26 protein-coding genes are annotated in these 26,518 nt (G+C 55.5%); 19 read left to right on the forward strand and 7 right to left on the reverse strand.

Annotated features, from left to right (window positions below):
* Nucleotides 1-166 precede the first annotated feature (166 nt).
* From hslO to EE896_RS01855, 4 genes are read right to left on the reverse strand one after another with little or no spacing between them, the layout of a single operon-like run.
* Nucleotides 167-1,033 carry an Hsp33 family molecular chaperone HslO gene (gene hslO, locus EE896_RS01840; RefSeq protein WP_003853011.1) on the reverse strand — a complete coding sequence of 289 codons (867 nt, stop codon included), beginning with the start codon at nt 1,031-1,033 and terminating at the stop codon, nt 167-169.
* Between the two features lie 49 nt (nt 1,034-1,082).
* Entirely contained in the window at nt 1,083-1,484 is a 402-nt protein-coding gene (hslR, locus tag EE896_RS01845; RefSeq protein WP_003853009.1) for a ribosome-associated heat shock protein Hsp15, read from the reverse strand.
* Nucleotides 1,485-1,497: 13 nt separating this feature from the next.
* Nucleotides 1,498-2,145 carry a GMP/IMP nucleotidase gene (yrfG, locus tag EE896_RS01850; protein WP_003853007.1) on the reverse strand — a complete coding sequence of 216 codons (648 nt, stop codon included), beginning with the start codon at nt 2,143-2,145 and terminating at the stop codon, nt 1,498-1,500.
* 54 nt (nt 2,146-2,199) lie between these two features.
* Nucleotides 2,200-4,335: an intracellular growth attenuator family protein gene (locus tag EE896_RS01855; protein WP_033743308.1), complete on the reverse strand. Its 2,136-nt coding sequence runs from the start codon at nt 4,333-4,335 to the stop codon at nt 2,200-2,202.
* A gap of 391 nt (nt 4,336-4,726) precedes the next feature.
* Between EE896_RS01855 and nudE the strand changes: the two genes are divergently transcribed.
* Nucleotides 4,727-5,290: an ADP compounds hydrolase NudE gene (nudE, locus tag EE896_RS01860; RefSeq protein WP_003853003.1), complete on the forward strand. Its 564-nt coding sequence runs from the start codon at nt 4,727-4,729 to the stop codon at nt 5,288-5,290.
* A gap of 71 nt (nt 5,291-5,361) precedes the next feature.
* On the opposite strand, the gene mrcA is transcribed toward nudE, so the two are convergent.
* Nucleotides 5,362-7,911: a peptidoglycan glycosyltransferase/peptidoglycan DD-transpeptidase MrcA gene (mrcA, locus tag EE896_RS01865; RefSeq protein WP_008926270.1), complete on the reverse strand. Its 2,550-nt coding sequence runs from the start codon at nt 7,909-7,911 to the stop codon at nt 5,362-5,364.
* Nucleotides 7,912-8,027: 116 nt separating this feature from the next.
* Here mrcA and pilM point away from each other — a divergent pair, with 116 nt between their 5' ends.
* The 13 genes from pilM (at nt 8,028) to EE896_RS01930 (ending at nt 19,601) form a co-directional block, all read left to right on the forward strand.
* The gene (gene pilM, locus EE896_RS01870) at nt 8,028-8,834 is read left to right on the forward strand and encodes a pilus assembly protein PilM (protein ID WP_140916367.1); all 807 of its coding nucleotides are present in this window, start codon (nt 8,028-8,030) and stop codon (nt 8,832-8,834) included.
* Complete coding sequence (locus EE896_RS01875) at nt 8,834-9,376, forward strand: PilN domain-containing protein (protein WP_003852996.1); 543 nt, start codon at nt 8,834-8,836, stop codon at nt 9,374-9,376. The genes pilM and EE896_RS01875 overlap by 1 nt, the downstream gene beginning before the upstream one ends.
* The gene (locus EE896_RS01880) at nt 9,369-9,866 is read left to right on the forward strand and encodes a HofO family protein (RefSeq protein ID WP_039660824.1); all 498 of its coding nucleotides are present in this window, start codon (nt 9,369-9,371) and stop codon (nt 9,864-9,866) included. Before EE896_RS01875 ends, EE896_RS01880 begins: the two co-directional genes overlap by 8 nt.
* Nucleotides 9,856-10,239, forward strand: a complete 384-nt coding sequence (locus EE896_RS01885; RefSeq protein WP_039660823.1) for a HofP DNA utilization family protein — start codon at nt 9,856-9,858, stop codon at nt 10,237-10,239. Before EE896_RS01880 ends, EE896_RS01885 begins: the two co-directional genes overlap by 11 nt.
* Complete coding sequence (gene hofQ / locus EE896_RS01890; protein WP_078805146.1) at nt 10,178-11,449, forward strand: DNA uptake porin HofQ; 1,272 nt, start codon at nt 10,178-10,180, stop codon at nt 11,447-11,449. The genes EE896_RS01885 and hofQ overlap by 62 nt, the downstream gene beginning before the upstream one ends.
* A 363-nt stretch (nt 11,450-11,812) precedes the next feature.
* Nucleotides 11,813-12,334 (forward strand): shikimate kinase AroK, encoded by a 522-nt coding sequence (aroK, locus tag EE896_RS01895; RefSeq protein ID WP_003852989.1) that lies wholly within the window; start codon nt 11,813-11,815, stop codon nt 12,332-12,334.
* A 38-nt stretch (nt 12,335-12,372) separates the two neighbouring features.
* On the forward strand, nt 12,373-13,461 hold the full coding sequence (gene aroB / locus EE896_RS01900) for a 3-dehydroquinate synthase (RefSeq protein WP_078805147.1): 1,089 nt from the start codon (nt 12,373-12,375) through the stop codon (nt 13,459-13,461).
* A 72-nt stretch (nt 13,462-13,533) separates the two neighbouring features.
* A complete protein-coding gene (locus EE896_RS01905; RefSeq protein WP_078805148.1) occupies nt 13,534-14,580 on the forward strand; it encodes an SPOR domain-containing protein in 1,047 nt (348 codons plus the stop codon).
* Nucleotides 14,581-14,673: 93 nt separating this feature from the next.
* Nucleotides 14,674-15,489, forward strand: coding sequence for an adenine-specific DNA-methyltransferase (dam, locus tag EE896_RS01910; RefSeq protein ID WP_039660819.1), 816 nt, complete (start codon nt 14,674-14,676; stop codon nt 15,487-15,489).
* A gap of 67 nt (nt 15,490-15,556) precedes the next feature.
* Complete coding sequence (gene rpe / locus EE896_RS01915) at nt 15,557-16,240, forward strand: ribulose-phosphate 3-epimerase (protein WP_003852981.1); 684 nt, start codon at nt 15,557-15,559, stop codon at nt 16,238-16,240.
* The gene (locus EE896_RS01920; RefSeq protein WP_008926265.1) at nt 16,224-16,901 is read left to right on the forward strand and encodes a phosphoglycolate phosphatase; all 678 of its coding nucleotides are present in this window, start codon (nt 16,224-16,226) and stop codon (nt 16,899-16,901) included. The genes rpe and EE896_RS01920 overlap by 17 nt, the downstream gene beginning before the upstream one ends.
* A gap of 16 nt (nt 16,902-16,917) precedes the next feature.
* On the forward strand, nt 16,918-17,919 hold the full coding sequence (gene trpS, locus EE896_RS01925) for a tryptophan--tRNA ligase (protein ID WP_003852975.1): 1,002 nt from the start codon (nt 16,918-16,920) through the stop codon (nt 17,917-17,919).
* A gap of 404 nt (nt 17,920-18,323) precedes the next feature.
* Nucleotides 18,324-19,601, forward strand: coding sequence for a cytosine deaminase (locus EE896_RS01930; RefSeq protein WP_140916369.1), 1,278 nt, complete (start codon nt 18,324-18,326; stop codon nt 19,599-19,601).
* A 35-nt stretch (nt 19,602-19,636) separates the two neighbouring features.
* Here the strand turns inward: EE896_RS01930 and tsgA are convergent, their stop codons facing one another.
* On the reverse strand, nt 19,637-20,815 hold the full coding sequence (tsgA, locus tag EE896_RS01935) for an MFS transporter TsgA (RefSeq protein WP_003852972.1): 1,179 nt from the start codon (nt 20,813-20,815) through the stop codon (nt 19,637-19,639).
* A gap of 261 nt (nt 20,816-21,076) precedes the next feature.
* On the opposite strand from tsgA, the gene ppiA reads away from it, so the two are divergent.
* The 5 genes from ppiA to argD all read left to right on the forward strand — a co-directional run bounded on the left by ppiA (nt 21,077) and on the right by argD (nt 24,421).
* Complete coding sequence (gene ppiA / locus EE896_RS01940; RefSeq protein ID WP_003852970.1) at nt 21,077-21,649, forward strand: peptidylprolyl isomerase A; 573 nt, start codon at nt 21,077-21,079, stop codon at nt 21,647-21,649.
* A gap of 99 nt (nt 21,650-21,748) precedes the next feature.
* Nucleotides 21,749-21,919 (forward strand): YhfG family protein, encoded by a 171-nt coding sequence (locus EE896_RS01945; protein ID WP_003852968.1) that lies wholly within the window; start codon nt 21,749-21,751, stop codon nt 21,917-21,919.
* Nucleotides 21,909-22,502, forward strand: a complete 594-nt coding sequence (locus EE896_RS01950; protein ID WP_003852963.1) for a putative adenosine monophosphate-protein transferase Fic — start codon at nt 21,909-21,911, stop codon at nt 22,500-22,502. The genes EE896_RS01945 and EE896_RS01950 overlap by 11 nt, the downstream gene beginning before the upstream one ends.
* A gap of 41 nt (nt 22,503-22,543) precedes the next feature.
* Nucleotides 22,544-23,119 (forward strand): aminodeoxychorismate/anthranilate synthase component II, encoded by a 576-nt coding sequence (locus EE896_RS01955; protein ID WP_003852961.1) that lies wholly within the window; start codon nt 22,544-22,546, stop codon nt 23,117-23,119.
* Nucleotides 23,120-23,200: 81 nt separating this feature from the next.
* Nucleotides 23,201-24,421 (forward strand): bifunctional acetylornithine/succinyldiaminopimelate transaminase, encoded by a 1,221-nt coding sequence (argD, locus tag EE896_RS01960; RefSeq protein WP_003852959.1) that lies wholly within the window; start codon nt 23,201-23,203, stop codon nt 24,419-24,421.
* 1 nt (nt 24,422) lies between these two features.
* On the opposite strand, the gene EE896_RS01965 is transcribed toward argD, so the two are convergent.
* Nucleotides 24,423-26,498, reverse strand: coding sequence for a YccS/YhfK family putative transporter (locus EE896_RS01965; RefSeq protein WP_003852957.1), 2,076 nt, complete (start codon nt 26,496-26,498; stop codon nt 24,423-24,425).
* Nucleotides 26,499-26,518 lie beyond the last annotated feature (20 nt).

The raw sequence follows: 26,518 nt of genomic DNA on the forward strand, positions 1-26,518 counted from the left end.
GGAAAAAGGGCAGTGATCTAAAAATGCGACTCAGGGCGCGTTAAGGCTATGTTTCGAACGTTTAAAAGATGTTATGAAAGTAAAAAAAGATAATTTGTCTGGAAAATTATGGGGATAGGAAAGGGGGAGAGGAGAAGGGGCGGCAGACGCCGCCCGAACAATCAAATCAATGCAGACGGTCATCATTCTCAAGGGAGTGGCTGCGAATACCGGCGATATCGACAGCATCAAACACGTAGTTTGAACCGCAATAGTCACAGTGCATGTCGATTTTGCCATCTTCCGCGATGATCTCGTCCACTTCTTCCTGTGGCAGCGTAGTCAGCACTTCGCCACAACGTTCACGCGAGCAGGTGCATTTGTAGATCACCGGCTGCGGATCGTAGAGGGTGACCTCTTCCTGATGATAGAGACGCCAGAGCGCTTCATTCGCCGGCAGATCGATCAGCTCTTCTGTTTTAATGGTTTCGGTCAGCGTCGCAAGGTGCTCGAAGACCTCTTTCTCTGTGTCCTGCGCGGGCAGCACCTGCAGCAGAATACCGGCGGCGCCTTTGTCGCTGGTGCGGATAAACAGACGCGTTGGCAGCTGCTCTGAGCGCATGAAGTAATCTTCCAGGCACGCAGCCAGGGTTTCACCTTCCAGCCCGACCACACCCTGGTAACGTTCACCCTTTTCAGGCGAAATCGTGATTACCAGATAACCGTTGCCGACCATGCTTTTCAGGGTGCTGTCGTCCGGGATGTCGCCTTTGATACGCGCTACGCCCCGCAGCTCCTGATTGTTGTTGCCGTTAATCACGGCCAGCGACAGCGGACCGTCACCCTGCAGCTGTACGGTGATTTCGCCATCAAACTTCAGCGTGGCGGTCAGCAAGCTGGTCGCTACCAGCATCTCACCCAGCAGCGTTTTAACCGGTGCCGGATAGTCGTGATTTTTCACGGTTTCACGCCAGGTGTCAGAGACGTTCACCAGCTCGCCGCGCACGGCGGCATTTTCAAACAGATAACGGTGCAGTTGATCCTGGACTGACATATTTTTTCTCTCACTGGAACGGGGCGACGGTGCGTCAGCGAAGACGGCGTTATTCATCGCCCGATAATTTAAACTTCATCAAATCGCGACGCTCTTTTTTGTCAGGTCGCCGATCGGGATGGGGCATAGTCAGCGCATTGAGTTTGCGCGCCTGCGCCATTTTTTCGCGTTTTTCAATACTGGCATCGGTTTCGCGATAGAGCTGCTGGGCCTCACTGGCGGGACGGCGCTGGGCGCTGATATCCGCCACGATCACGGTGCGTTCATCATTGCCCTGACGCAGTGTCAGTTCCGCATTCAGTTCCACCACTTTGCCGGGTTTGCTGCGCTGGCCGTTGTAATGGACTTTGCCGCCTTCAATCATCTCCCGCGCAATCGCCCGGGTTTTGTAGAAGCGCGCGGCCCACAGCCACTTGTCGAGGCGGACCTCTTCGCTGCTTTTCTCTTTCATTGCTGCTCCTGACTCAGATCAGCGTCCGGTAATCGCCAGTGGCCCGGTGACGCTGAAAGATTTGCTCAGGACGACCCGAATCAGGGTTCTTCACGCCTAAGCACCAGCCGATGCCCCATAACGTTGCAGCATCCAGAATCACTTCGTTGTCATCGATAAACAGCGTGCGCGCCGCAGAAAAGCCGGTGTGCTGTTGTACCGCCTGCCATAAACGTTGGTCTTCTTTCGGATACCCAAAGGTATGGGTGGAAAGTAATAAATCAAGGTGCGGCGCTAAACCTGTCTGCGCCAGTTTGACGTCCAGATTGTAAGGATGCGCGTTGGTCAGCAGGATGGTGGACTTGCCCGCGCGACGCAGCGCCTGCAAAAAAGGCAGCGTATCGTCACGCAGGGCAATTAGGCTGCGCATCGCCAGCGTCATGGCACGGATATCAAGCTTCAGCGCGTCTGCCCAGTAATCCAGACAATACCAGTTTAGCGTATGGGCGACGGCCTGATATTTTTCCGCAATGATCGCGTCGGCTTCCGCCCGGCTGATGCCGCGTTGCTGGCTGAGCTGTTCAGGCACATGCTCCAGCCAGAAGTGACGATCAAACGCCAAATCCAGCAGCGTGCCATCCATGTCGAGCAGCACGGTATCAATCTCAGACCAGTTGAGCATCCAGGTTCACCCTGTGAAAAAACCGGGCGACAGGGTAGCACAGAAGGGCAGGACTCAGAATATCGAGCGCACACCCTGCAAAGTGCCAAGGTTATGGTTGAAACACTTTTCGTAATACTGCTGGATATCGATCATGCGCTGGCGATTACGGTGCATGCGGCGAAGCGCCAGTAAGCCGTTAATTATCCCACAGGTCAGCAGCATCAGAAGCAGCAATACGGTGCCGAGATAGCGCCACTGCGCCATGGCATCCGGTTCATTGTGCAGGACAATGTGACGCGTGCCGTTGGCATCCGTTGAAATGCTGGTGATGATGCCGCTGGCGCTGAAAGGTGTATGCAGCAGTACGGTGGAGAGTCGTTGCAGCTCACGCCACTGAGAAGGCGGATCGAGATCAAACAGCGATACGGTGGGCTGCGGCTGATTCACTAACTGGCGACCTTCGTCGCTGACGATCAGGAATCCCCCTGGCGGCGGGCTGTTAAGATTTTCTGCCGCCCGACGGGTTTCGCGGAAAAAGAAGGTGGATGTAGCGGTATTAACCAGGTTTTCCAGCGCTTCCGCACTCACCGGGCGCAGCAGCACATTCATGCCGTTTAACTGACCGGAATCTGCCCGACGCATCAAAGCTTCCCAGTCTTTGGCATTGCCAAGGTTTACCAGGGCGTTTTTCAGCCGCATACAATCCTGCGGCTGATTGCAGAGATCCTGCGTTTTCATCACCAGATCTGAGAAGTCATCCAGCAGAATCATTCCGGACTTTTGAATCGCGGAAGCCAGCTGTGGGTTCAGTTTAGGGTCAGTATTGGTTTCGGGATGCAGCTGCTTTGTGGTGGTCTCCAGCAGCGCCGCCGCTTTATCAATAATGTCCGATTGCGGCTGCGGCAGTGGCGTCGCGTTATTCCAGTAGATCGCCGAACAGTCGAACGGCATGTAGGCGTAGCTGCGGTTGCTCTGATAGTTGTCCGGCACTGAACACATACCGGTGCCACTCACTTTGAGGTTGTCGCCAATGTTCAGTGCCACGTTGCTGAGCTTATCAACGCTGCTGACCTCCAGGCTGTCGGTGCCTCTTGCCCAGGCCAGACTCAGTTTAATCGGCATCGTGAGCGGGATCCAGGTGACCAGCATAGTCAGCACCAACAGTGAACCACACGCCAGCACCACGTTTTTCCGCCAGCGCTGGATAGGGAAGTTTTTGACCTCATCCTGTAGCGACAGGAAGCGACCCTGACGCACCACCTGACGATTAAGGTAGATCTCGACATCCGTTACCTGACCGAGATCGTGTGCGACGTAAGGCTGCCAATGTGGCGGATAGGCAAGGTCAATAATGCCCAGCGTGATATTGCTCTGCTCCTGGTTCGATTCACTGAACAGACCCCAGCGTTTTGGTGCGCCGCGCAGGCAGTGTATATCACGCAGCCCGCGTTCGCCGGGAATGCGATAAAGCAGCCAGAGGCTGGCGCCAATCATTAATGTCCCCGTCAACACCAGCCAGATCATCAGCGTGGCAGGCACTAACAGGCTGAAGAAGAACAGTAAGAAGGCCAGAGAGATCGTCACCGCTTCACGCGTGCCGTCTGGCCGCGACAGACGATACTCTTCTGGCGTCTCTTTACGCACCTGCAGCAGCTCAACATTTTCTGTTTCTGCTTTGCGGATTGAGGCGTTGGTGGACACAGGACGCATGAGCACAGGCAGCGATTGCTGATCCACAGCGTAATCAACCAGCGAGTGGCCGTTCAGCGAGATCACCAGCGGAATAGATTGGGTGCGGATTAACTCCACATAGTTTTCGTCGGTAATGTACTGTTCCCACAGCGGCGGCAGATGAACTTCAACCTCATCCAGGTAATAGCGCCATTTATGGGGATCGTCTGTAGAGAGGCCGTAACGGGTAATTGCGCGGGTAACCGGATAGACATTGTTGCTCTGCGCTGTCAGCGTCAGCCGTTCAGACGCGCTTCGCTTATGGGTAGTGACAGGCGTACTAAGTTGTTTTTCCAGCGCGGCGACATACTTATCGACAGCCTCACGTTCCTGCGGAGAGAGCTTACGGCAGGGCGGACTGATGAATGGCAGTGGTTTCGCCAACGGCGGACGATGCCGCATAGCGTACCAAAACCCCATGCCTGCCAGGATTGAACAGGTCAGCACTATGGCCAGGATCATCAAGATTGTGCTCATGCTCTGCTCAATTCAGCCAAAATGCTGCCTTCACTTTAAACTTTCGCTCCCGGTTATGCTCACTATAAAAGAGACATTCCGAAAGATTATATAACCCTGAGGAGTCAGACACCCGATGAAATAGTGCCAGCGTATATCTGATTGGCATTTGTTAAACCCTGCCTTGTCCGAATGGTAACCGGCACAGACTGGATTAAATATCGGTATTATCTGAAACTTATCGCAGCGTATTGACTAATGCAAATTTAGTCTTAACTGATAACTAAAGCCTGTTATTCAACCGACTGAATCTGTGCAACGATAACGTCACTGTCTGACTGTCGCACAATTGCCTGCGGTTAGGTATGCTAATTCGCTACTGATAGCCGGCGCAGAATAATTTGAGGCTGATATGAAAATTCCAAAAAAACCTGACATCCTCAATATCACCGCCGTGGCACGTTCACGGTTATTCACTATCGAGTCGGTTGATCTGGCTTTCAGCAATGGTGCACATCGCGTCTATGAGCGGATGAAGCCTTCAGAGCGCGAAGCGGTGATGATTGTGCCGATTATTGATGATCATCTGATCCTGATTCAGGAGTACGCCGTCGGACTGGAAACCTATGAACTCGGCTTCCCGAAAGGGCTGATCGATGCAGGCGAAACCGTGAATGAAGCGGCGGTGCGCGAACTGAAAGAAGAAGTCGGCTTTGGTGCAGATCAGCTGACCACGCTGGGCAAGCTCACCATGGCACCTTCTTACTTTTCCAGCAAAATGAATATTGTGATCGCGGAAGGTCTCTATGCTGAAAAGCTGGAGGGTGATGAGCCGGAGCCGCTGATTATCCACCGCTGGCCGCTCAGCGATATGCTGTCGCTGCTGGACGAACCCGATTTCCGCGAGGCGCGTAATGTCAGTGCACTGTTTATGGCGCGCGAATGGCTGGTGAAACAGGGACGGCTGCGTTACTGAACAGGATGCTTTAATGAATAAAAAAGCCGACAGATGTCGGCTTTTTTTATCGTGCAATAACAGGGATCACATCAGAACAGTTCGTGACTCTCGCCGTTATCCATAATAGTGGTACCCACATCGTGAACCGAATATTCGGTCGGCTGGGTACCATTGATGAAGTACTCCTGACGCGTGTTACCGCCGCCATTTGCCAGCTTGCCGGTACTGCGATCGATTGTCACCGTGACGACGCCATCCGGCGGTGTCAATGGCTGCACCGGTACACCGTCGAGCGCGCTCTTCATGAACTCATCCCATGCCGGTTGCGCACTCTTCGCGCCACCTTCATAGCCCGATATCTGATCGGGAATCGCGCCGGAAAGCGTACTGCGGCCCAGATTACGGCGCGCATCATCAAAACCGATCCATACGGAGGTCACTACGCCAGGGCCGTAACCCGAGAACCAGGCATCTTTCGAGCTGTTGGTGGTACCGGTTTTCCCGCCGATATCATTACGTTTAAGGTCACGTCCGGCACGCCAGCCCGTTCCCATCCAGCCCGGTTCGCCAAAGATGTTACTGTTCAGCGCGCTTCTGATGAGGAAGCTGAGCGGCGTATTGATCACGTGAGGTGCATATTGCTGATCGCCCTGCTGAGCCTGAGCAGGAACCTGCTCCAGTTCAGGCTGAGGAACTGCCTGATTCTGGTTGTTATTTGAGGCAGCAACGTTCTCAACACTCTCTTCATTCAGCGCCAGCGCTTTTTTGGTCTCACCATAGATCACCGGCAGATTGCACTGCGGACAGGCGATCTTCGGTTTCTCTTCAAAGACGGTGCCGCCCTGTTCGTTCTCAATCTTCGTAATGAAGTAAGGATCAACCAGGAAGCCGCCATTCGCCATCACGGAGTAGCCACGCACCACCTGTAATGGAGTGAATGAGGCCGCACCCAGTGCCAGCGACTCGGTGTGAACAATGTTCTGCGCCGGGAAACCAAAGCGCTGCAGATACTCTGCGGCATAATCCACGCCCATCGCACGCATCGCACGCACCATCACGACGTTTTTCGACTGACCTAATCCCTGACGCAGACGAATCGGACCATCGTAAGTTGGCGGTGAGTTTTTCGGACGCCAGTCTGCACCGGCACCTGCATCCCAGCGTGAAATCGGCACATCGTTCAGGATGGAGGCGAGCGTCAACCCGCGATCCATGGCGGCGGTATAAAGGAAAGGCTTGATGTTAGAGCCGACCTGGCGCAGTGCCTGGGTCGCACGGTTAAACATGCTCTGGTTAAAGGCAAAACCACCTACCAGCGCGCGCACCGCACCATCATTCGGATCCAGTGAGACCAGTGCCGAGTTCACATCCGGCACCTGACCCAGCCACCAGTCGTCACCCACTTTACGCACCCAAATCTGCTGGCCAGCCTGCAGGACCTGCGTCACGCTTTTCGGCGTCGGGCCCTGCACGGTGTCAGACTTATAAGCACGCGCCCAGCGCACACCGGCTAATGACAGCGACACATTGCTGCCATCCTGCATCATGACGGTCGCTTCATCGCTGCGTGCTTCTGTCACGACGGCCGGGTGGAGCGGGCCATAAACCGGCAGCACCTTCAGCGCTTTCTCGATCTTCGTCTGATCCCAGGCCGGTTCACCCACTTTCCACAGCACGCTGGTCGGGCCGCGATAACCATGACGCATATCGTAGGCCATGACGTTATTGCGCACCGAGGTCTGCGCGGCTTCCTGCAGACGACGAGTCACGGTGGTGTAAACCTTGTAACCGTCGGTGTAGGCATTATTGCCGTAGCGTTTCACCATCTCCTGACGCACCATCTCGCTGAGATAAGGGGCAGAGAAAGCGATTTCCGGGCCATGATACTTCGCCACCAGCGGTGTATTACGGGCCTCGTCATATTGCTGCTGCGTGATGTAATGCTGATCCAGCATACGCGCCAGTACCACGTTGCGGCGCGACAGGGCGCGGCTCGGCGAGTAAAGCGGGTTAAAGGTAGACGGCGCTTTCGGCAGACCGGCAATCATCGCCATCTCACTCAGCGACAGCTGGTCAACGGGCTTACCGAAATAGACCTGTGAGGCTGCACCGACGCCATAAGCGCGATAGCCCAGGTAGATCTTATTCAGGTAGAGCTCAAGGATTTCATCTTTATTCAGCAACTGCTCAATGCGGATCGCCAGGAACGCTTCCTTTATTTTACGCATCAGGGTGCGTTCCGGACTCAGGAAGAAGTTACGGGCCAGCTGTTGAGTGATGGTACTTGCACCCTGTGAAGCATGACCGGAGACCAGTGCAATGCTGGCCGCACGGAAAATACCCACCGGATCAACACCATGGTGCTCATAAAAACGGCTGTCCTCGGTCGCAATAAACGCTTTCACCATGACAGGTGGCACTTGCTGCAGAGTCAAAGGGATACGGCGCATTTCGCCATACTGGGCGATCAGGTCGCCATCGGCGCTGTAAACCTGCATAGGGGTTTGCAGACGCACATCTTTCAGCGTGTTCACGTCGGGCAGCTGTGGCTCTATATATTTGTATAAACCATAAATCGAGCCAGCTCCCAACAGGATGCAACACACTGTAAGGATTAATAAATACTTTACGAACTTCACCTGGAATTTCCCATCTGTTGTCGTTTGAGCAGTTTATAAACAACCGCGCGGTAGTATAAAGGCAAGCCAGACGCTTTGATATGTCCATTTTCCCGGACGATAAGGAGATCGCGCGCATGGCTTTTCATACCTGGCAAATTGGGCTGGATATTCAGAATAGGCAGATTTGTGCCCTTGCCCTCCAGCCTCGTCGTGATGGCTGGCAGCTACGCCACTGGTGGCAGCAGCGGCTGCCGCAAGATACGTTAAGAAACGGCGTGCTGCAATCTTCGCCTGAATTACTGGCGGCCTTAACGGCATGGCGTCAGCGGTTGCCGCGTCGTTATTCGCTGCGTGTCGCACTGCCCGCCCGGCTGGTGTTACAGCGCCAGCTTCCCCTGCCTGCGCAGGCGCTGAACGAACCCGCGCTGGGGCATTACGTGCAGGCGGCCGCGCGCCGTCTCTTTCCTCTGGAGCCCACTGCGCTGGCGCTGGATTACCGGCCGGATGCAAAGCGTGATCAACTCTGCGTCACGGCAGCGCGGCTGGAGATTATCGATCAGTGGGCAGCGCCACTGTTACAGTCAGGATTAAAGCCGCAGGTGTTTGAACTGACCACTAATGCGTTGAAGCGATTAGCCCGGCAGGCAGCACTGAAATCCGGCGCGGTACTGGTTCTGCAGCAGGATAACCGCTGGCTCTGGAGCGATGCGCACTCAGCGGCTGACATCGGCGAAGTCGCCACACTGGCGGCCCTGCGGCAGCAGGCTTTCCCCGACGCCAGTTTTGTTGCCTGGTGCGCCGCAGAGCCGGGTGTACTGCCCGCCGAAGCCACCCGCTTTTCCCCTTTTGATCTCTTTCGCTATAAGCAACCTCCTTTGCCGGAAAACCCGGGAGCCTTTGCGCTGGCGGCCGGGCTGGCGCTACGTGATGGAGATGAATAATGGTGGCGGTTAATCTGCTGCCCTGGCGGCAGCACCGTCGGCAACAGCAGCAGCGGCAGAGTCTGGTGATGCTGTTACTGATGCTGGGTACGTTGTTTCTGGTTGTTGTGCAACAAACCTGGCAGATCCATCAGGCGCGTCAGCAGGTGGCGCAGACGCGCAGTTTACAGCAGCAGGCGCTGGACGCTCTGGGACAACAACTCGCGCAGCAAAAGCAGTTACTCGCCCGGCTCGCCGTCGTACAAAAACAGCAGGCAAAGCAGCGTCAGCAGGCCGTGCAACTGGCTGCCTGGCAGCAGTTCTGGCTCAATTTACCCGTGTTGATGCCCGATTCCGCCTGGCTGACCCGTCTGGAGAAGCGTGACAATCATCTGACTCTGGAGGGCCAGGCGCAGGATATGGCCTCGGTCCGGCAATTCCGCCAGCAGTTAACTACGGTCGCCCTGCTGGATCAGGTTAAGCAGGGCGGTGTAAAGCGGCAGGCCGATGGCAGTTATCGTTTTTCACTGCGGGCAACGGTCCAGGCGGTGGCTGATGAATGAGTGGTGGGAGCGGTGGTGGCAGATGGCCGCGCTTCCGCGTTACGGCTTGCTGGCCGCCTTCGCATTCTGCCTGCTCCTGCTCTCGTGGATTCTCTGGCTGCGGCCACAGCAGCAGGCGCTGACAACTGAAAAGGTGGCGCTGTTGCAGTTGACCCGCACCCTGCAGCAGCGCCAGCTGCAGTGGCGTCAACATCCTGATGATGAGGTGTTGCAGGCGCAACTGGCGGAAATGCAGCGTGCCCGGTCTGTATCTGGCACATCAGGCCTGGCACTGGAAACGATTCTGGCGGCACGTCGTAACCAACTGGAAGAGTGGCAGCCGGATGCACCCTCCCGCATGCTGACGCTGCATCTGCAGTGGCCGGCATTCCAGTCGCTTTTTGCCGAGCTTGCCGATGCCTCCGCACCGTTTCCGGTTCATTTTCAGCTGCTGGCGCAGCCGCAGTTCCTGATCGCTCAACTCTGGCTGGAATCTGACGATGCGCCATAGCCTGCTGATTTTACTGCTGTGCTGTAGCAGTGTGGTGGCGCGTGATCCGTTCAGGCCGGTTGCCGGTTCAGTGTGTGAAGCGTCAGTGGAACCGCTCACTGGCTGGCGTCTGCAGGGGATCATTGGCCGGGAGGCGCATTTCCATGCCTGGCTGATTGGTCCGCAGAAGGAGATTGTCATCGCCCGCATCGGCAAACCTTTTCCTGTAGCGCCCTGGCAACTCACTGACATGACCCGCCGCAGCATCACCTTAGCGGTGCAAAACAGCTGCACCGCACAACAGACTACATTCTATTTAAAAGGACGTTCGTATGGTTTGGATAGCCACTCTGCTGCTGGTCATCAGCTGCCTGCTGCCGGTTTACGCCGCTGATGAGGAACCGCTCAGCCTGACATTTGATAATGCACCGGTAGAGCGTATTTTGCAGGCGCTGGCTGATTATCAGCAGATCAATCTGATGATTGCGCCAGAGGTGGAAGGTTCGTTATCGCTGCGGCTGGATAACCTGCCGTGGCATCAGGCGCTGGAGCTGGTGGCGCGCATGGCAAAGCTGACGCTGATTGAACAGGATAATGTCCTGCTGGTCTATCCGGAAAGCTGGCAACAGGCGCAACAGCAGGCTCGTGCGGCTGAGCAGCAGGCGCAGTTGCAGCAGGTACCTTTGCAGCAGCGCGCGGTCACATTGCGTTATGCCAGCGCCAGCGAGGTGCATGCCAGTCTGCTGAGTGAGCGGCAGTCGCTGATGACGGCGCGCGGCAGCGTGACAGTCGATAAACGGACCAATGCGCTGTTACTGCGCGATACCGCAGCGGCTTTAAAAGAGACAGAACGCTGGATACGGGCGCTGGATCTGCCACTGGAGCAGATTGAGCTCTCAGCGCATATCGTTACCATCAGCGAAGAGCATTTGCAGGAGTTGGGGGTGAAGTGGGGATTGCAGGCGGGTGACGCCGCAGTGACTGACATTCTGCACCATCCCCGTCTGGATATCCCGCTGGCGTTGAGTTCACCCGGCATCAGCGTGGGGATGGCGCTGGCGCGTATAGGCGGCCAGCTTCTGGATCTGGAGTTAAGCGCGCTGGAACAGGAAAACCAGATTGAAATCATCGCCAGTCCGCGCCTTTTTACCTCACATCAGCAGACCGCATCAATTAAACAGGGCACGGAGATTCCTTATGAAGTGTCAGCAGGAAACAGCGGGGCAACCAGTATTGAGTTTAAAGAAGCGGTGCTGGGCATGGAGGTGACACCGACCCTTTCCGGTAATGGCCGCATCCAGCTGAAAATTCGTATCAGCCAGAATATGCCGGGTCGCAGCATCAGAACCGGTGACAGCAACATATTATCCATTGATAAACAGGAAATTGAGACTCAGGTCACGGTCAGTGACGGGCAAACACTGGCGTTAGGGGGTATCTTTCAGCAGCAGCGTAGTCGTGGCGAGAATAAGGTGCCGCTACTGGGAAATGTGCCGCTGATTGGCGGGTTATTTCGCCAGCAATCTGAGCAGCGCAAAAAAAGAGAGCTGGTGATCTTCATTACGCCACGATTGGTCAGGGAAGCAGCGCTTACGGCTGGATAAAACGGAAAATGCGTCCCTTAAGGCCATCTGCGTTGACGCAGGAGAGGAATTAGCTTACAAGGTTTAGCGATTTTCAATACGGTGTAACCGTCTAGGCTGGGTAAATCCCGGCAAACAGATCAGAAAACTTCTCTGTAAGCAGCGTTGTAAAAGACGCAGCGCTGGCGCGTTACAGTTTCGCGAACACAGGCCAATTCAGAAATGGATGTGCTGAAGGCAATATAATCGGTTGCCAAACAGCCTTGAGTGTTGAGATAATTTTTCATCTGACTCTTGCTAACGCTCATGAGGTCTCAGTTCCTGTCCCGCCAGCGAATGCTGAACGCGGGGTATCATTAACGAATTCTTAGTAATACCGACAAAATGGCAGAGAAACGCAATATCTTTCTGGTTGGGCCGATGGGTGCCGGCAAAAGCACTATTGGCCGTCAGTTGGCTCAGCAACTCAACATGGAGTTCTTCGATTCCGATCAGGAAATTGAGCGACGCACCGGAGCGGATGTGGGCTGGGTTTTTGATGTCGAAGGCGAAGCTGGCTTTCGCGATCGCGAAGAAAAAATCATCAACGAACTGACCGAGAAGCAAGGCATCGTCCTGGCGACAGGCGGGGGTTCCGTCAAATCCCGGGAAACGCGTAATCGGCTCTCCGCTCGCGGTGTTGTGGTTTATCTTGAAACCACCATCGAGAAGCAACTGGCGCGCACCCAACGTGACAAAAAACGTCCGTTGCTGCAGGTGGATTCACCGCCGCGTGAAGTGCTCGAAGCGCTGGCTGGCGAACGTAACCCGCTCTACGAAGAGATCGCCGATGTAACCATTCGCACAGATGATCAGAGTGCGAAAGTGGTGGCGAATCAGATTATCCACATGTTGGAAAAAAGTTGATCCAACGTTCGAAGGCTCTTTAACAGGTATCGAGCATCATGGAGAAGATCACCGTCTCACTAGGGGAACGCAGTTACCCCATCACTATCGCCGCCGGACTGTTTAACGATCCGGCTTCTTTTTGGCCGCTACGCGCGGGCGAAAACGCCATGGTGGTGACAAACCAGACGCTGGCTCCGCTTTATCTTGACCCGCTTACAGCGCTGCTGAAGGCGGCTGGTGTAAAAGTGGATCAGGTGATCTTACCCGACGGCGAGCAATACAAGACGCTGGCCGTAATGGATCAGGTTTTTACCGCACTTCTGCAAAAGCCGCACGGTCGTGATACGACGCTTATCGCCTTAGGCGGTGGCGTCATTGGCGATCTTACCGGTTTTGCTGCGGCCAGTTATCAGCGTGGCGTACGCTTTATTCAGGTACCGACCACCTTACTGTCGCAGGTTGATTCTTCGGTTGGCGGTAAAACGGCCGTTAACCATCCGCTGGGCAAAAACATGATCGGCGCGTTTTATCAACCCGCGTCGGTGGTGATTGATACGGCCTGTCTGAAGACACTGCCCGCGCGCGAACTGGCGTCGGGTCTGGCGGAAGTCATTAAGTACGGCATCATTCTCGACGGGATATTTTTTGAGTGGCTGGAGCAGAATCTTGATGCTCTGCTGGCGCTGGATGAACAGGCGCTGGCGTACTGCATTCGTCGCTGCTGTGAGCTGAAAGCCGAGGTTGTTTCGGCCGATGAGCGTGAAAACGGTCAGCGGGCGTTGCTTAATCTGGGCCATACTTTTGGTCATGCGATTGAAGCACATATGGGCTATGGCAACTGGCTGCATGGTGAAGCCATTGCGGCAGGCATGGTGATGGCAGCACGAACGGCTGAACGTCTGGGGCAGTTCCAGGCGCAGGAGACCGACCGCATTATTGCGCTGTTCCGCCGTGCCGGTTTACCGGTGCATGGGCCGCAGGCGATGAGTGCGGAGATGTATCTGCCGCACATGATGCGCGATAAAAAAGTTCTGGCGGGCGAACTGCGGCTGATACTCCCGCTGTCGATTGGTCGCTCTGAAGTGCGTGGTGGCGTGGCACATGATATGGTGCTGGCTGCGATTAATGATTGTCAGCAACCCTGAGATTAAGCAGTTGAGTGGTGACGCGGCGCGCAGGGTGCGCAGTGCGGAATGCCGCTTTACGGAGGAGGCAAAATGGATGAGTTTAAACCGGAAGACGAGTTAAAACCTGACGCCAGCGACCGCCGTCCCTCGCGCCCGCGTAAGCCGTCTGCCGCAGCCAAAGTACCGGCGTCGCGCCAGCGCATCATGATGGGTGTCGGGATTCTGGTTCTGCTGTTACTGGTACTGGGTATTGGTTCAGCGCTGAATGGCCCGGATGAGAAAAAGCCAGCGACTGCGGGCACGACTCCTGCCGCCAGTGGCGGTTCCGGTAGCGAGAAGAATATCGATCTGGGCGGCTCCTCTTCCATGTCAGCCGGGCAAACTCCTCCGTCAGGTCAAACCACGCCAGCGGCTGACGCAAATAACGCATCGACCAGCGGTGAGGGTGCCTCTGCTCCTCAGCGTGACGTTTCCATGCCGCCTGTGGCGTCAACGCCTACCCAGGCCGCGCCGGTTGACGCGCCAGCAAATCAGCAGCGCGTCACGCTGCCAGGCGATCTGAACAGCGCGCTGACGAATCAGCAGCAGCAGGTCGATAACGCTGCGATGGGAACGCAGGGTGGCAGTTCACTGCCGACGGCGCCCGCGACGGTCAGCGGTAATGCAGGAACGGCAGCCAATCCTGTCGCCGCACCTTCACGTCAGACGCCCAACAAATCCAGTGCTTCTGCACGTCCGGCGCATGATTCATCGCATAAAACGGCGTCGAAACCTGCAACCCGTGACAGCAAAACGCATACCACGCCAGCGCATTCCCCAGCCAGTTCTGCTCCGGCCACTGCGTCCACCGGCAGCAGTTCAGCCAGCAAATCCGTGCCAGGCGGCAGCTATACGCTGCAGCTGAGCGGTGCATCGAAGGCGGAAAGCCTGAATGCCTGGGCTAAACAACAGAATCTGAGCGGGTATCACGTCTACAAAACCACCCGTAACGGTCAGCCGTGGTATGTGCTGGTGAGTGGATCTTATGCCACACCGGCGGATGCCAAACGCGCTGTCGCGTCGCTGCCTGCGGAAGTACGTGCAAAAAACCCCTGGGTAAAACCCGTTAGCCAGGTGAAGAAAGAAGCCAGCCAATAGCGGATGTGGGGCCATGTTCTGGCCCCGTTTTAAGCGCAGATCTGCTGTCGGTAAAGCCACAGCCTCACAATAAGATGTAATAACCACGACAGCATGAAAAAAAATCGCGCTTTCCTGAAATGGGCAGGGGGAAAATTTCCCTTAGTAGAAGAGATCCATCGTCACCTGCCGCAAGGCGACTGTCTGGTCGAGCCCTTTGTGGGTGCAGGCTCAGTGTTTCTGAACACGGAGTTTGATCGCTACCATCTTGCAGATATCAACAGTGACCTGATTAATCTCTACAACATTGTTAAAACGCGCACGGCGGATTTCATTCGTGACGCGCAGCTGCTGTTTACGCCGGAAGGTAACAACGAGATCTGTTATTACCAGCGGCGCACCGAATTCAACACCAGCACCGACGCCTACCAGCGCGCGCTGCTGTTCCTCTATCTGAACCGTCACTGTTACAACGGCCTCTGTCGCTATAACCTGCGTGGTGAGTTCAACGTGCCGTTTGGCCGCTATCGCAAACCCTACTTTCCGGAAGCAGAACTGTTATGGTTTGCCGAGCGCGCGCAAAAAGCGACGTTTGTCTGTGAATCGTACGATGTTACGCTGACCAATGCTGGCAAGGGCTCTGTGGTCTATTGCGATCCGCCTTATGCCCCGCTGTCGGCAACGGCTAATTTCACGGCTTATCACACCAACAGCTTCAGTCTGCGTGAGCAGGAGAATCTGGCGGCGTTAGCGGCACAGCTCGCTTCGTCGGAGAACCGTATTCCGGTTCTGATTTCTAACCACGACACTGCACTGACGCGTTTGTGGTATCAGGATGCAGTGTTACATGTGGTCAAAGCCCGGCGTTCTATCAGCCGAAGCATAACGGGTCGCACCAAGGTCGACGAACTGCTGGCACTTTATCGCTAGTCTGTTTCGTCCGCGACCAACGCATCACGCCAGCCTCCGGGCTGGCGCACAACAGTGGGAGAATCGGATGAAACAATATTTGCTGGCCCCTTCAATCCTTTCGGCGGACTTTGCCCGTCTGGGCGAAGACACAGCCAAAGCGCTGGCGGCCGGAGGTGACGTGGTGCACTTCGACGTGATGGATAACCACTACGTCCCTAATCTGACCATGGGTCCGATGGTGCTAAAAGCACTGCGGGACTATGGCATCACCGCTCCCATCGATGTGCATCTGATGGTGAAGCCGGTAGATGCGCTGATCCCTGAGTTCGCCAAAGCCGGCGCCACTTACATCACCTTTCATCCCGAAGCCAGCGAACATGTTGACCGCACCCTGCAATTGATTAAAGAGCATGGCTGTAAAGCAGGTCTGGTGTTTAACCCGGCGACCCCGCTTAGCTATCTGGATTACGTCATGGATAAGCTGGATATCATTCTGCTGATGTCAGTGAACCCTGGTTTTGGCGGTCAGTCATTTATTCCCGGCACCCTGGATAAACTGCGTGAAGCGCGCAGACGTATCGATCAGAGCGGTTACAACATTCGCCTTGAAGTGGATGGCGGCGTGAAGATCGACAATATCCGCGAGATAGCGGCTGCCGGTGCTGACATGTTTGTCGCCGGTTCTGCCATCTTCGGTCATCCTGACTATAAAAAAGTGATCGACGACATGCGCAATGAACTGGAGAAAGCCAATGGCTCATTTCACTGAGATTCGTGCGCTGGCGTTTGATCTCGATGGCACGCTGGTGGATAGCGCGCCAGGTCTTGCTGATGCGATCGACCGCACGCTGAGCGATCTCCGCCTGCCGCAGGCGGGCCTTGAGCGGGTCTCCACCTGGATCGGCAACGGTGCCGATATCATGATGGCCCGCGCGCTGACCTTCGCGCTGGGTCGCGAACCGCAGCCTGAAGAGCAGCGTGATGCGCGGGCGTTGTTTGACCGGCACTACGCCGATACGGTAGAGGCGGGTAGCACGCTGTTTCCACAGGTAAAACAGACGCTGGAGGCATTAAAGGCTTCCGGATTGCCGATGGCGATTGTGACGAACAAGCCGACGCCGTTTGTGGCACCGTTACTGGAATCGCTGGGCATTGCCGATGCGTTTTCGCTGATTATTGGTGGCGACGATGTGCCGGTTAAAAAACCGCACCCTGCAGCGATCTTTATGGTGCTGGGCACCTTCGGCGTATTGCAGAATGAGTTGCTGTTTGTTGGCGACTCTCGCAATGATATTCAGGCGGCGCAGGCGGCAGGCGTACCGAATGTGGGTATGACCTTTGGTTATAATTATGGCGAGCCGATTGCGACCAGCCAGCCCGATTTAACCCTCGACTCTTTCGACGAACTTTTGCCCGCTCTGGGGCTGTAAATATCAGGACTTAAGTATGAAACCCATCGTTTTCAGCGGCGCACAGCCGTCCGGCGAACTGACCATTGGCAACTATATGGGAGCGCTGCGTCAGTGGGTGCAGATGCAGGATGATTTTCACTGCATTTACTGCATCGTTGATCTGCACGCAATCACCGTGCGTCAGGATCCTGCAGCACTGCGCAAAGCGACGCTGGACACGCTGGCGCTTTATCTGGCCTGTGGTATCGACCCGGAAAAAAGCACCATCTTTGTTCAGTCGCATGTGCCAGAACACACGCAGCTGAGCTGGATCCTGAACTGCTACGCCTACTTCGGTGAACTGAGCCGCATGACGCAGTTCAAAGATAAATCAGCGCGTTACGAAGAGAACATCAACGCTGGTCTGTTCGATTATCCGGTGCTGATGGCGGCGGACATTCTGCTTTATCAGACCAATCAGGTGCCGGTGGGTGAAGATCAGAAGCAGCATCTGGAGCTGAGCCGCGATATCGCACATCGCTTCAATGCGATCTATGGCGACATATTCAGAGTGCCAGAGCCGTTCATTCCGAAATCGGGTGCACGCGTCATGTCGCTGCTGGAACCGACCAAAAAAATGTCCAAGTCCGACGATAACCGTAATAACGTTATCGGCCTGCTGGAAGATCCGAAAGCGGTCGTGAAGAAGATCAAACGCGCTGTGACTGATTCTGAAGAGCCGCCAGTGGTGCGCTACGACATCAAAGAGAAAGCGGGCGTGTCTAACCTGCTGGATATTCTGTCAGGCGTGACCGGTAAAACCATTGCTGAGCTGGAGCAGGAGTTCGAAGGCAAAATGTATGGTCATCTGAAAGGTGCGGTAGCCGATGCTGTGTCGGGCATGCTCTCTGAGCTTCAGGAGCGTTATCATCGCTTCCGCAACGATGAAGCCCTGCTGGAGCAGGTAATGCGTGATGGCGCGGCCAAAGCACGCGCACAGGCGCAGGAAACGCTGAAGAAGGTTTATCAGGCGGTAGGCTTTGTCGCGATGCCATAATGGCTGAGCAGACAAACAACGCGGCGGGCTTTGTGCCCGCCGTTTTTATTTGCAGGATTTAAAACCAGCGCAGGCTGTCACGCAGACTCACCACGCTGCCGATGATCATCAGGCTGGGACTGATCACCTGTCCGGCTGGCCGACCATGCCGTTACCAATAACGACGACATTGTGCTTGCTCATTTTTGCCTCAAATTTGCGATATCTGCGGCTACAATAGCGCGCCCTTTCTGACGCTTATTGATATACATCAACCACGGCCCTATATACCCATTAATATGTATGACTCTGATTTTAATTAAGTTTATCTGGCGTGGCTAACCTGCTGAATATCCTGCATTGCCGTGCGTGGTATGAATCGTGCTAGTTTTAACCACTCAGGTTAACCGGATAAGGAATCAGCCATGTTGTCACCCAAGTGGATCAATAACGTGCGTTTACCCTGGCGGGAAGGATTGTGGCAAATCGAAATCGCCGACGGAAAAATTGCCCGCATTTCAGCTCAGCCGCAGCAGCCTTCACCCGCGGATCAATCACTGGACGGTGAGGGCGGCTTAGCCTGCGCGCCCTTTATTGAGCCTCATATTCATCTGGATACCACCCAGACGGCGGGTGAACCGGCATGGAATCAGTCCGGGACGCTGTTTGAAGGAATCGAGCGCTGGGCCGAACGCAAGGCGCTGCTCAGCCACGAAGATGTTAAACAGCGGGCGTTGCAGACGCTGAAGTGGCAGATCGCCAACGGTATCCAGTTTGTCCGCACTCACGTTGACGTGTCCGATCCGTCACTGACGGCGCTGAAAGCGATGCTGGAGCTGAAAGCGGAGATGGCCCCATGGATCACCCTTCAGATTGTCGCGTTTCCTCAGGAGGGCATTCTCTCTTATCCCAACGGCGAAGCATTGCTGGAAGAGGCGTTACGGCTGGGCGCGGATGTGGTCGGCGCCATTCCGCACTACGAATTCACCCGCGAATATGGCGTCGAGTCGCTGCATAAAACCTTTGCGCTGGCTAACCGCTACGACCGGCTGATCGATGTTCACTGCGATGAGATTGATGATGAACAGTCGCGCTTTGTGGAAACCGTGGCGGCGCTGGCACATCGCGATGGCAACGGCGCACGTGTGACGGCCAGTCATACCACCGCAATGCACTCTTACAATGGCGCGTACGCCTCACGGCTGTTCCGGCTGCTTAAACTGTCGGGCATTAACTTTGTTGCCAATCCGCTGGTCAATATTCATCTGCAGGGTCGCTTTGACACCTATCCTAAGCGGCGCGGCATTACGCGGGTGAAAGAGATGCTGGAGGCAGAGATTAACGTCTGCTTCGGCCACGACGATGTGTTTGATCCCTGGTATCCGCTGGGCACCGCCAATATGCTTCAGGTGTTGCATATGGGCTTACATGTCTGTCAGCTGATGGGCTATGAGCAGATTGATGCGGGTCTGGATCTGATTACGCATAACAGCGCGAAGACGATGCAGCTGTCAGGCTATGGCATTCAGAGCGGCAACGAGGCCAGCCTGATCATTCTGCCAGCGGAAAGCGGTTTTGATGCGGTCAGAAGGCAGGTGCCAGTGCGCTATTCCGTGCGTCGTGGTGTCGTGTTGGCAGAGACAAAGCCCGCAGAAAGCGAGATTTACTGGCGGGAACGGGAGCGCATCGACTTCCGGCGGTAGAAAGCAGAGCGGCGATGACTCGCCGCTCTGAAGGATTAATGCGTGACGTGACCGTGAGTACGATGACGGCTGACAAAGCCGAGCAGGGCACACATTACAAACACCACGGCGTAGAGCGCGTTAGCCGTCGCCAGTGCGGTATGCACACCACTTTTCTCAACGATAGGTGCCGTGACCACAAAGGTCAGCATGGTGCCGACGGTGCCGCAGGTCAGGATGAAGTTCACCAGCTTCGGTGAAGCCACTTTGGTCTGTAGTGAACCCAGAGTGATAATGGTGGTGTAGATAGCACTTGAGCTGAAACCAAGAATCATGATGATCCACTTCAGCATGCCAGCATCGCTGCTGCTGACGAACCAGTACATCAGCACGGTCGCCAGGCCTGCCAGCACCATCAGAATGCGTTGCAGATCGAAGAAACGCAGCAGGAAGCTGAAGGCCCACATACCCACCATATACGCCGTCCAGAAGCTGCCCACCAGTTGTCCTGCGTCATTGATGTTCATGCCCATGACTTTGGTGGCATATTCCGGCACCCAGGAGATAAAGCCGAGCTGGCCCAGAATGTAGCAGAGTGCCGCCACTGCCAGCAGCAGCACGCCCACACCCCATTTCTCTTTCTCAACTGTCGGGCTGTTTTCAGGCTTACGCAGCACCGGGAACTCAACAAACAGCGTCATGATGAAGATGGCGACGTAGATAAAGCCGATGCAGACGTAGACCCAGTACCACGGCAACTGACGCGCCAGCAGAATCCCTGCCAGCACCGGAAACAGTGTGCCCGCCATGCTGAAGAAGGAGTCGGTGAACAGCAGGCGTGAACCACGCTGACGACCTTCATACATGTGGGTAATCAGAAAGGTGCCGATCGACATGGTAATGCCGCTCACCACACCCAGTACAAACATGCAGAGCGAAAAGACAGTGAGATCGCGACTGGTCATCAACCCGATTATCGCCAGCACCATCAGGACGAAGCCGAAAATAAGCTGGCGCTTCAGCGGCACAATGACCATCAGCCAGGCGTTCAGGAAGACCGCAGCTAAAATGCCGCTGTTGAGGAAGGTGAAGGTATTACTCATGCTGGAGATGGGGATCTGGAAATCTTTTGCGATATCGCCCATTACCATGCCGGTAACGATCACCAGCGCGCCGGTCAGCGCATAGGAGAAGAAGCTTATCCAGGTGAGGCCAATACGATTACGGTTTGTCATGTTCTGAACCTGTTGAGAACCGGGTGGCAAAAAGTGTCAGAAAGTGTAAACGGAACTGTGATCTTAATAAACAAGCAGTGAAACTACAGATCCATATTTCATGTGTTGTGTGATTTTAATCACGCAATTGCGGGTGTTTAACGTTTGCTCAGACCTTTTGCTGCAACAGCGTAAATATAGGTAAAACGCTGGCTCATGGAATAGAGTCTCTTTACAATCAATCACGTTTTTGTGCCCGCTCTCCCAGGTAAGGAATCTTTCATGTTTAAACGTACTTTAACAGCGGCCATCACCCTGTTAGCGCTCTCTTCCGTTTCCGCCCAGGCGCTGGCCGCAAAAGGTGACACCCACGTTCTGCTCACCACCTCCGCCGGCAATATTGAACTCGAACTGAATAACCAAAAAGCGCCGGTTTCTGTGAAAAACTTCGTTGATTACGTCAACAATGGTTTTTACAACAACACCATTTTTCACCGCGTGATCCCGGGCTTTATGGTGCAGGGTGGGGGCTTCACCACAGACATGCAGCAGAAGCAGACCAACGCGCCAATTAAAAACGAAGCGGACAATGGCCTGCGTAACCTGCGCGGCACCATCTCTATGGCGCGTACCGCCGATAAAGACAGTGCGACCAGCCAGTTCTTCCTCAACGTCGCGGATAATGCCTTCCTCGACCACGGACAGCGCGATTTTGGCTATGCCGTATTTGGCAAGATTGTGAAAGGTCAGGATGTGGTTGAAAAAATTTCTCAGGTTCCGACCAAAGATGTGGGTCCTTACCAGAATGTTCCGTCCAAACCGGTAGTTATCCTCTCCGCTAAAGTCCTGCCTTAACGCTTTTCGTCGCCATCTGCGGATGGCGACCGTCTGTCGCCTCCGGCAAAGCCAGAAATTGCTCTTATACTTAGGGCAAAAACCTGAGCAGGAGGCGGCATGGCGAACAAACTCACCGAAAAACAGAAGGTCACCCTGTGGCAACAGCGACGTAGCGCCAGCTATCAGGCCAGCTGTCGGCTGGAAGGTTTCATGCCAAATGAAACCAGTGTTAACAGCGATGATGCAGCCGCACGTCTGGCGTCACTGAGGAGGCAATATGGACTCTAATACCGCCGTCAGCCAGGATCCCTACCTGTGGCAGCACGACAACGTGCTGAAAAATCTGCCCGATATTCATGACGCTGCGCAGCTGCGCAAGGCAGAGCTGAGCTTTAGTGCGGCACGCGCCGCCACGCTGGAGCTGGGCCCGCGTAATCCCGGGCTGCCTTACCTGCGCCAGATCCATCGCACGCTGTTCCAGGATGTCTACAGCTGGGCGGGGGAACTGCGCACCATTGATATCTGGCGTGATGAGACGCCGTTCTGTCATTTCGAATATATCGAAAAGGAAGGCAATGCCCTGATGGCCGCGCTGGAAGAAGAGAAGGGGTTAGCTGATTTGCCGCGTGACGAATTTATTCAGCGCCTCGCTCACTACTATTGCGAAATCAATATGCTGCATCCTTTCCGCCACGGAAATGGTCGGGCGCAGCGGATTTTCTTTGAACAGCTTGCACTGCATGCCGGATATCTGCTGAACTGGGAAGAGACGGATGCTGAAAGCTGGAAAGCGGCGAATCAGGCCGGTGTAGCCGGAGATTTGGTCCCGCTGGAGCAGGTCTTTGCGAAAGTGGTGAGTGAGGCGGCCTGACCGCGTAGAATAGCGGCGCGGTTTATCATTCTGGACACGTCATGCTGCTGCTTATCGACAATTACGACTCCTTTACCTGGAATCTCTATCAATATTTCTGCGAGCTGGGCGCGCAGGTTCAGGTGGTGCGCAATGATGCCATCACGCTGGAGCAGATGGCGGCGCTGCCACTGACCCATCTGGCCATCTCGCCTGGCCCCTGCACGCCGTCGGAATCAGGCATCTCGCTGGCGGCAATCCGGCACTTCGCCGGACAGCTGCCGGTGCTGGGCGTCTGCCTGGGCCATCAGGCGATTGCGCAGGCGTATGGCGCGCAGGTGGTACGTGCGCGTCAGGTGATGCACGGCAAAACCTCTGCCATTCAGCACACCGGCCAGGGCGTGTTTCGCAATCTCAATAATCCCCTTACCGTGACCCGCTATCACTCGCTGATTGTGCAGCGCGATACTCTGCCCGAGGCGTTCGAGGTGACGGCCTGGACGATGCGTGACGGCGAGCCTGACGAAATTATGGGATTCCGCCACAAAACTCTGGCGCTGGAAGGCGTACAGTTCCATCCCGAGAGCATTCTCAGCGAGCAGGGACATCTGCTGCTGCGCAATTTCCTTGAGCAATAAGTTGCCTTTGAGTGATTTTTTATGCATATTTTGTGATTATTATTTCATGTTTGCACAATAATCATTTAAATGGGGTCATCAATGGCAGCGGAAAAAATTGCGGTCACGCGGGAGACGTTCGATAACGTTATTTTGCCTGTTTATGCACCTGCGCAGTTCGTGCCGGTAAAAGGCAAGGGCAGCCGTGTATGGGATCAGCAGGGCAAAGAGTATATCGATTTCTCGGGTGGTATCGCCGTCACCGCACTTGGACACTGCCATCCTGCGCTGGTGGAGACGCTGAAAAGCCAGGGCGAGACGCTGTGGCACACCAGCAACGTCTTCACCAACGAACCGGCGCTGCGCCTTGCCAGTAAGTTAATCCAGGCGACCTTTGCCGATCGCGTCTTCTTTGCCAACTCCGGTGCCGAAGCCAACGAAGCCGCGTTTAAGCTGGCGCGCTACTACGCCTGCAAACGTCACAGCCCGTTTAAAAGTAAAATCATCGCCTTCCATAACGCCTTTCATGGCCGGACGCTGTTTACCGTTACGGTCGGCGGACAGCCAAAATATTCCGACGGGTTCGGGCCGAAACCGGCGGATATCGTCCACGTGCCGTTTAATGACCTTGATGCAGTGAAAGCGGTAATCGACGACCACACCTGCGCCATCGTGGTTGAACCGATTCAGGGCGAAGGCGGCGTAGTGCCCGCGACGCAGGAATTTATGCAGGGACTGCGCGAGCTTTGCGATCAGCATCAGGCGCTGCTGGTGCTGGATGAAGTGCAGAGTGGCATGGGACGCAGCGGCAAACTGTTCGCCTATGAGCATTATGGCGTCCAGCCCGATATTCTGACCTCAGCCAAAGCGCTGGGCGGCGGTTTCCCGGTCAGCGCCATGCTGACCACTAACGAGATCGCCTCGACCATGGCACCAGGCGTGCATGGGACCACGTATGGCGGCAATCCGCTGGCCTGCGCCATCGCTGAAACGGCGCTGGATATTATCAATACGCCGGACGTGCTGGCGGGTGTCGATATGCGGCGTGAGCACTTTGTCACAGCGCTGCAGGCCATTGATGCGAAGTATGACTTGTTCAGTGACATTCGCGGCAAGGGGTTGCTGATTGGCGCCGCGCTTAAACCTCAGCATGCCGGGAAGTCACGCGACATACTGAATGCCGCCGCCGCTGAGGGCGTGATGGTGCTGGTTGCCGGCACCGACGTGATGCGTTTTGCGCCGTCACTGATTATCGAACCGGCCGATATCGAAGAGGGCATGCGCCGCTTCGCCACCGCCGTCGGCAAGGTGCTTAACGGCTAGGCTAGTTTTTACGTAAGCGTCTGATCAGCCAGCGGCCATGTTGTGGTCGCTGGTTCCATGCCAGTGAGGAGATGGTGTACATCACGCTCAGATGGTCAAGAATACGTCGCACATGCTGTTCCACCACCGTGACAGGTCCCTCACTGATGTTCTCAAGATCATCCAGCAGATTAACCTGTGAGCTTTCACCATCATATTCCAGCCGCTGCTGACACCGCTGTAGCGCGATTTCACAGGATTGCAGATAGCGTTCTGCCAGCGAGTCGGTCAGCATAGTGTGCTCCCGCGCCAGAATCGTTATGGCATTAATGTGCTCAACAATAAACTGACTGTGCGTGACCCAGAGCCGCATATCACTCAGATAGCGGGAGTTAAACGCGGGTTCCTGCATCGCCTGATTCAGCGAGTTAAACAGCGCATTGTGCGCCTGATTCACCTTCACGCGCTGATACGCCAGTTTCTCAGGTGACTGTTCGTTACCCAGCAACAATCTCAGTGCGTCCTGATCGGCTTCCAGCGCATCATGGGCGTTCTGTCGCAGTAAGCCACTCTGCCACTGCGGCCACAGCCACAGCATTCCGCCAAAGGCGATCAGACAGCCCATCAGCGTATCCATCAGTCGCGGCAGCAGAAACTGCGCGCCATTCAGCGACAGCAATTGCAGCGAGTAAACCGCCGTGACCGTAAAGCCAATCATTGACCAGCCATAGAACTGGCGCGTAAAGCGATAGCTGATAAAGGTTATTGCCAGCATGATCAGCAGCACCAGCGACTCCGGTACCGCCAGCCGCAACGTGGCGGCCGCAATCACCAGACCGGCAAAGGTGCCCAGCGCACGGTGCTGGATGCGAACACGCGTAGCGCTGTAACCGTTCTGGCTGACGAACATGATGGTCATCAGGATCCAGTAAGGTTTGGGGATGTTGAAGAACAGCGCCAGTGCACTGCCCAGCATCAGCATTACCGCAAAGCGTCCGGCGGTGCGCAGCGCTGACGAGCGAAAAGAGAGATAACTGCGCAGCGCCGGTAACAGCGGCAGACGGCGCTGACGATCCGCCATCAGATCACGCTGATACAGCGGTTTCTGCGTGCGCAGCACCCGCGCAATGCGGTTGAAGTGGTAAAGACAGAAGTTACCCACCGGATTGTCGGGATGCTGATGGGCGATCTTCTCCAGCGCGCCAAGCTGTTTGTCCATCGCAAAGCGATCGGGTAGCTGGTGATAAAGGATGTTATCCGCCAGCACCCGTAGCCGGGCCGAAATGGTTTTGGCATTCCAGCGGATCACCGCTTCGGCATGGCTCTGTTCGACCAGCTTCTGCACCTCTTCCGGCCGATGCAGACTAACCGAGATGTGTTCCTGCAGATCCAGCGCCACCTGAAAGGCGCGCGTCAGCCGCTTATGGCTGTGATCGCGGCTTGCCGACAGCATGTGCATCTGCTGATAGCAGGTGTTAATCAGATCGACCACTTTCTGCTGACGCGCCAGCAGCGGCGGCAGTGCCTTTTCCGGGTCGGTCAGCTGCGTCAGCAGGGTGTATTTGGCGTCGCAGTAGTTAGCCAGCTCGCGGTAGATCAGGCTGAGGCTTTCGCGCATCGGCTGCTCTTTCCACAGCCAGAACCAGAACCAGTTAAACAGCCCATACCAGAGCGTGCCGCCGATGTAGAGCAGCGGGGTAACATAGATGGGCATGCGGCCAATGAGGCTCAGGGTAAAAATGGCGGCGATAAGCGTGCCGGGCAGCAGACGACCATGCAGCGGGCTGATCTCACCCGTCACGCCGAGCAGCAGGGGCATGGCGAACAGGATGAGCGGTAGCGGAATGGCATGCAGTGTGAGCCACTGAATCAGGAAGCTGCCGAGGGCAAACAGGCTGCCACCCACAATCAGGCGTTTGAAAAAGCGTTTATGCGGGGTATCCAGACCGGCAATATTGCAGCAGGCAGGCACTAACGAGAACAGCAGACCTTTTTGCAGGTCGCCAGCCAGCCAGCCCAGCGCGACGGGCAGACAAAGCACCAGCGTTTGCCGCAAGGCGTAGTTGACTTCAGGATGGTAAATAATTCGACGCCACATCGGCCCAACACAAACAATAA

The sequence above is a fragment of the Pantoea eucalypti genome, assembly GCF_009646115.1.
GTDB classification, from domain to species: Bacteria; Pseudomonadota; Gammaproteobacteria; order Enterobacterales; family Enterobacteriaceae; genus Pantoea; species Pantoea eucalypti.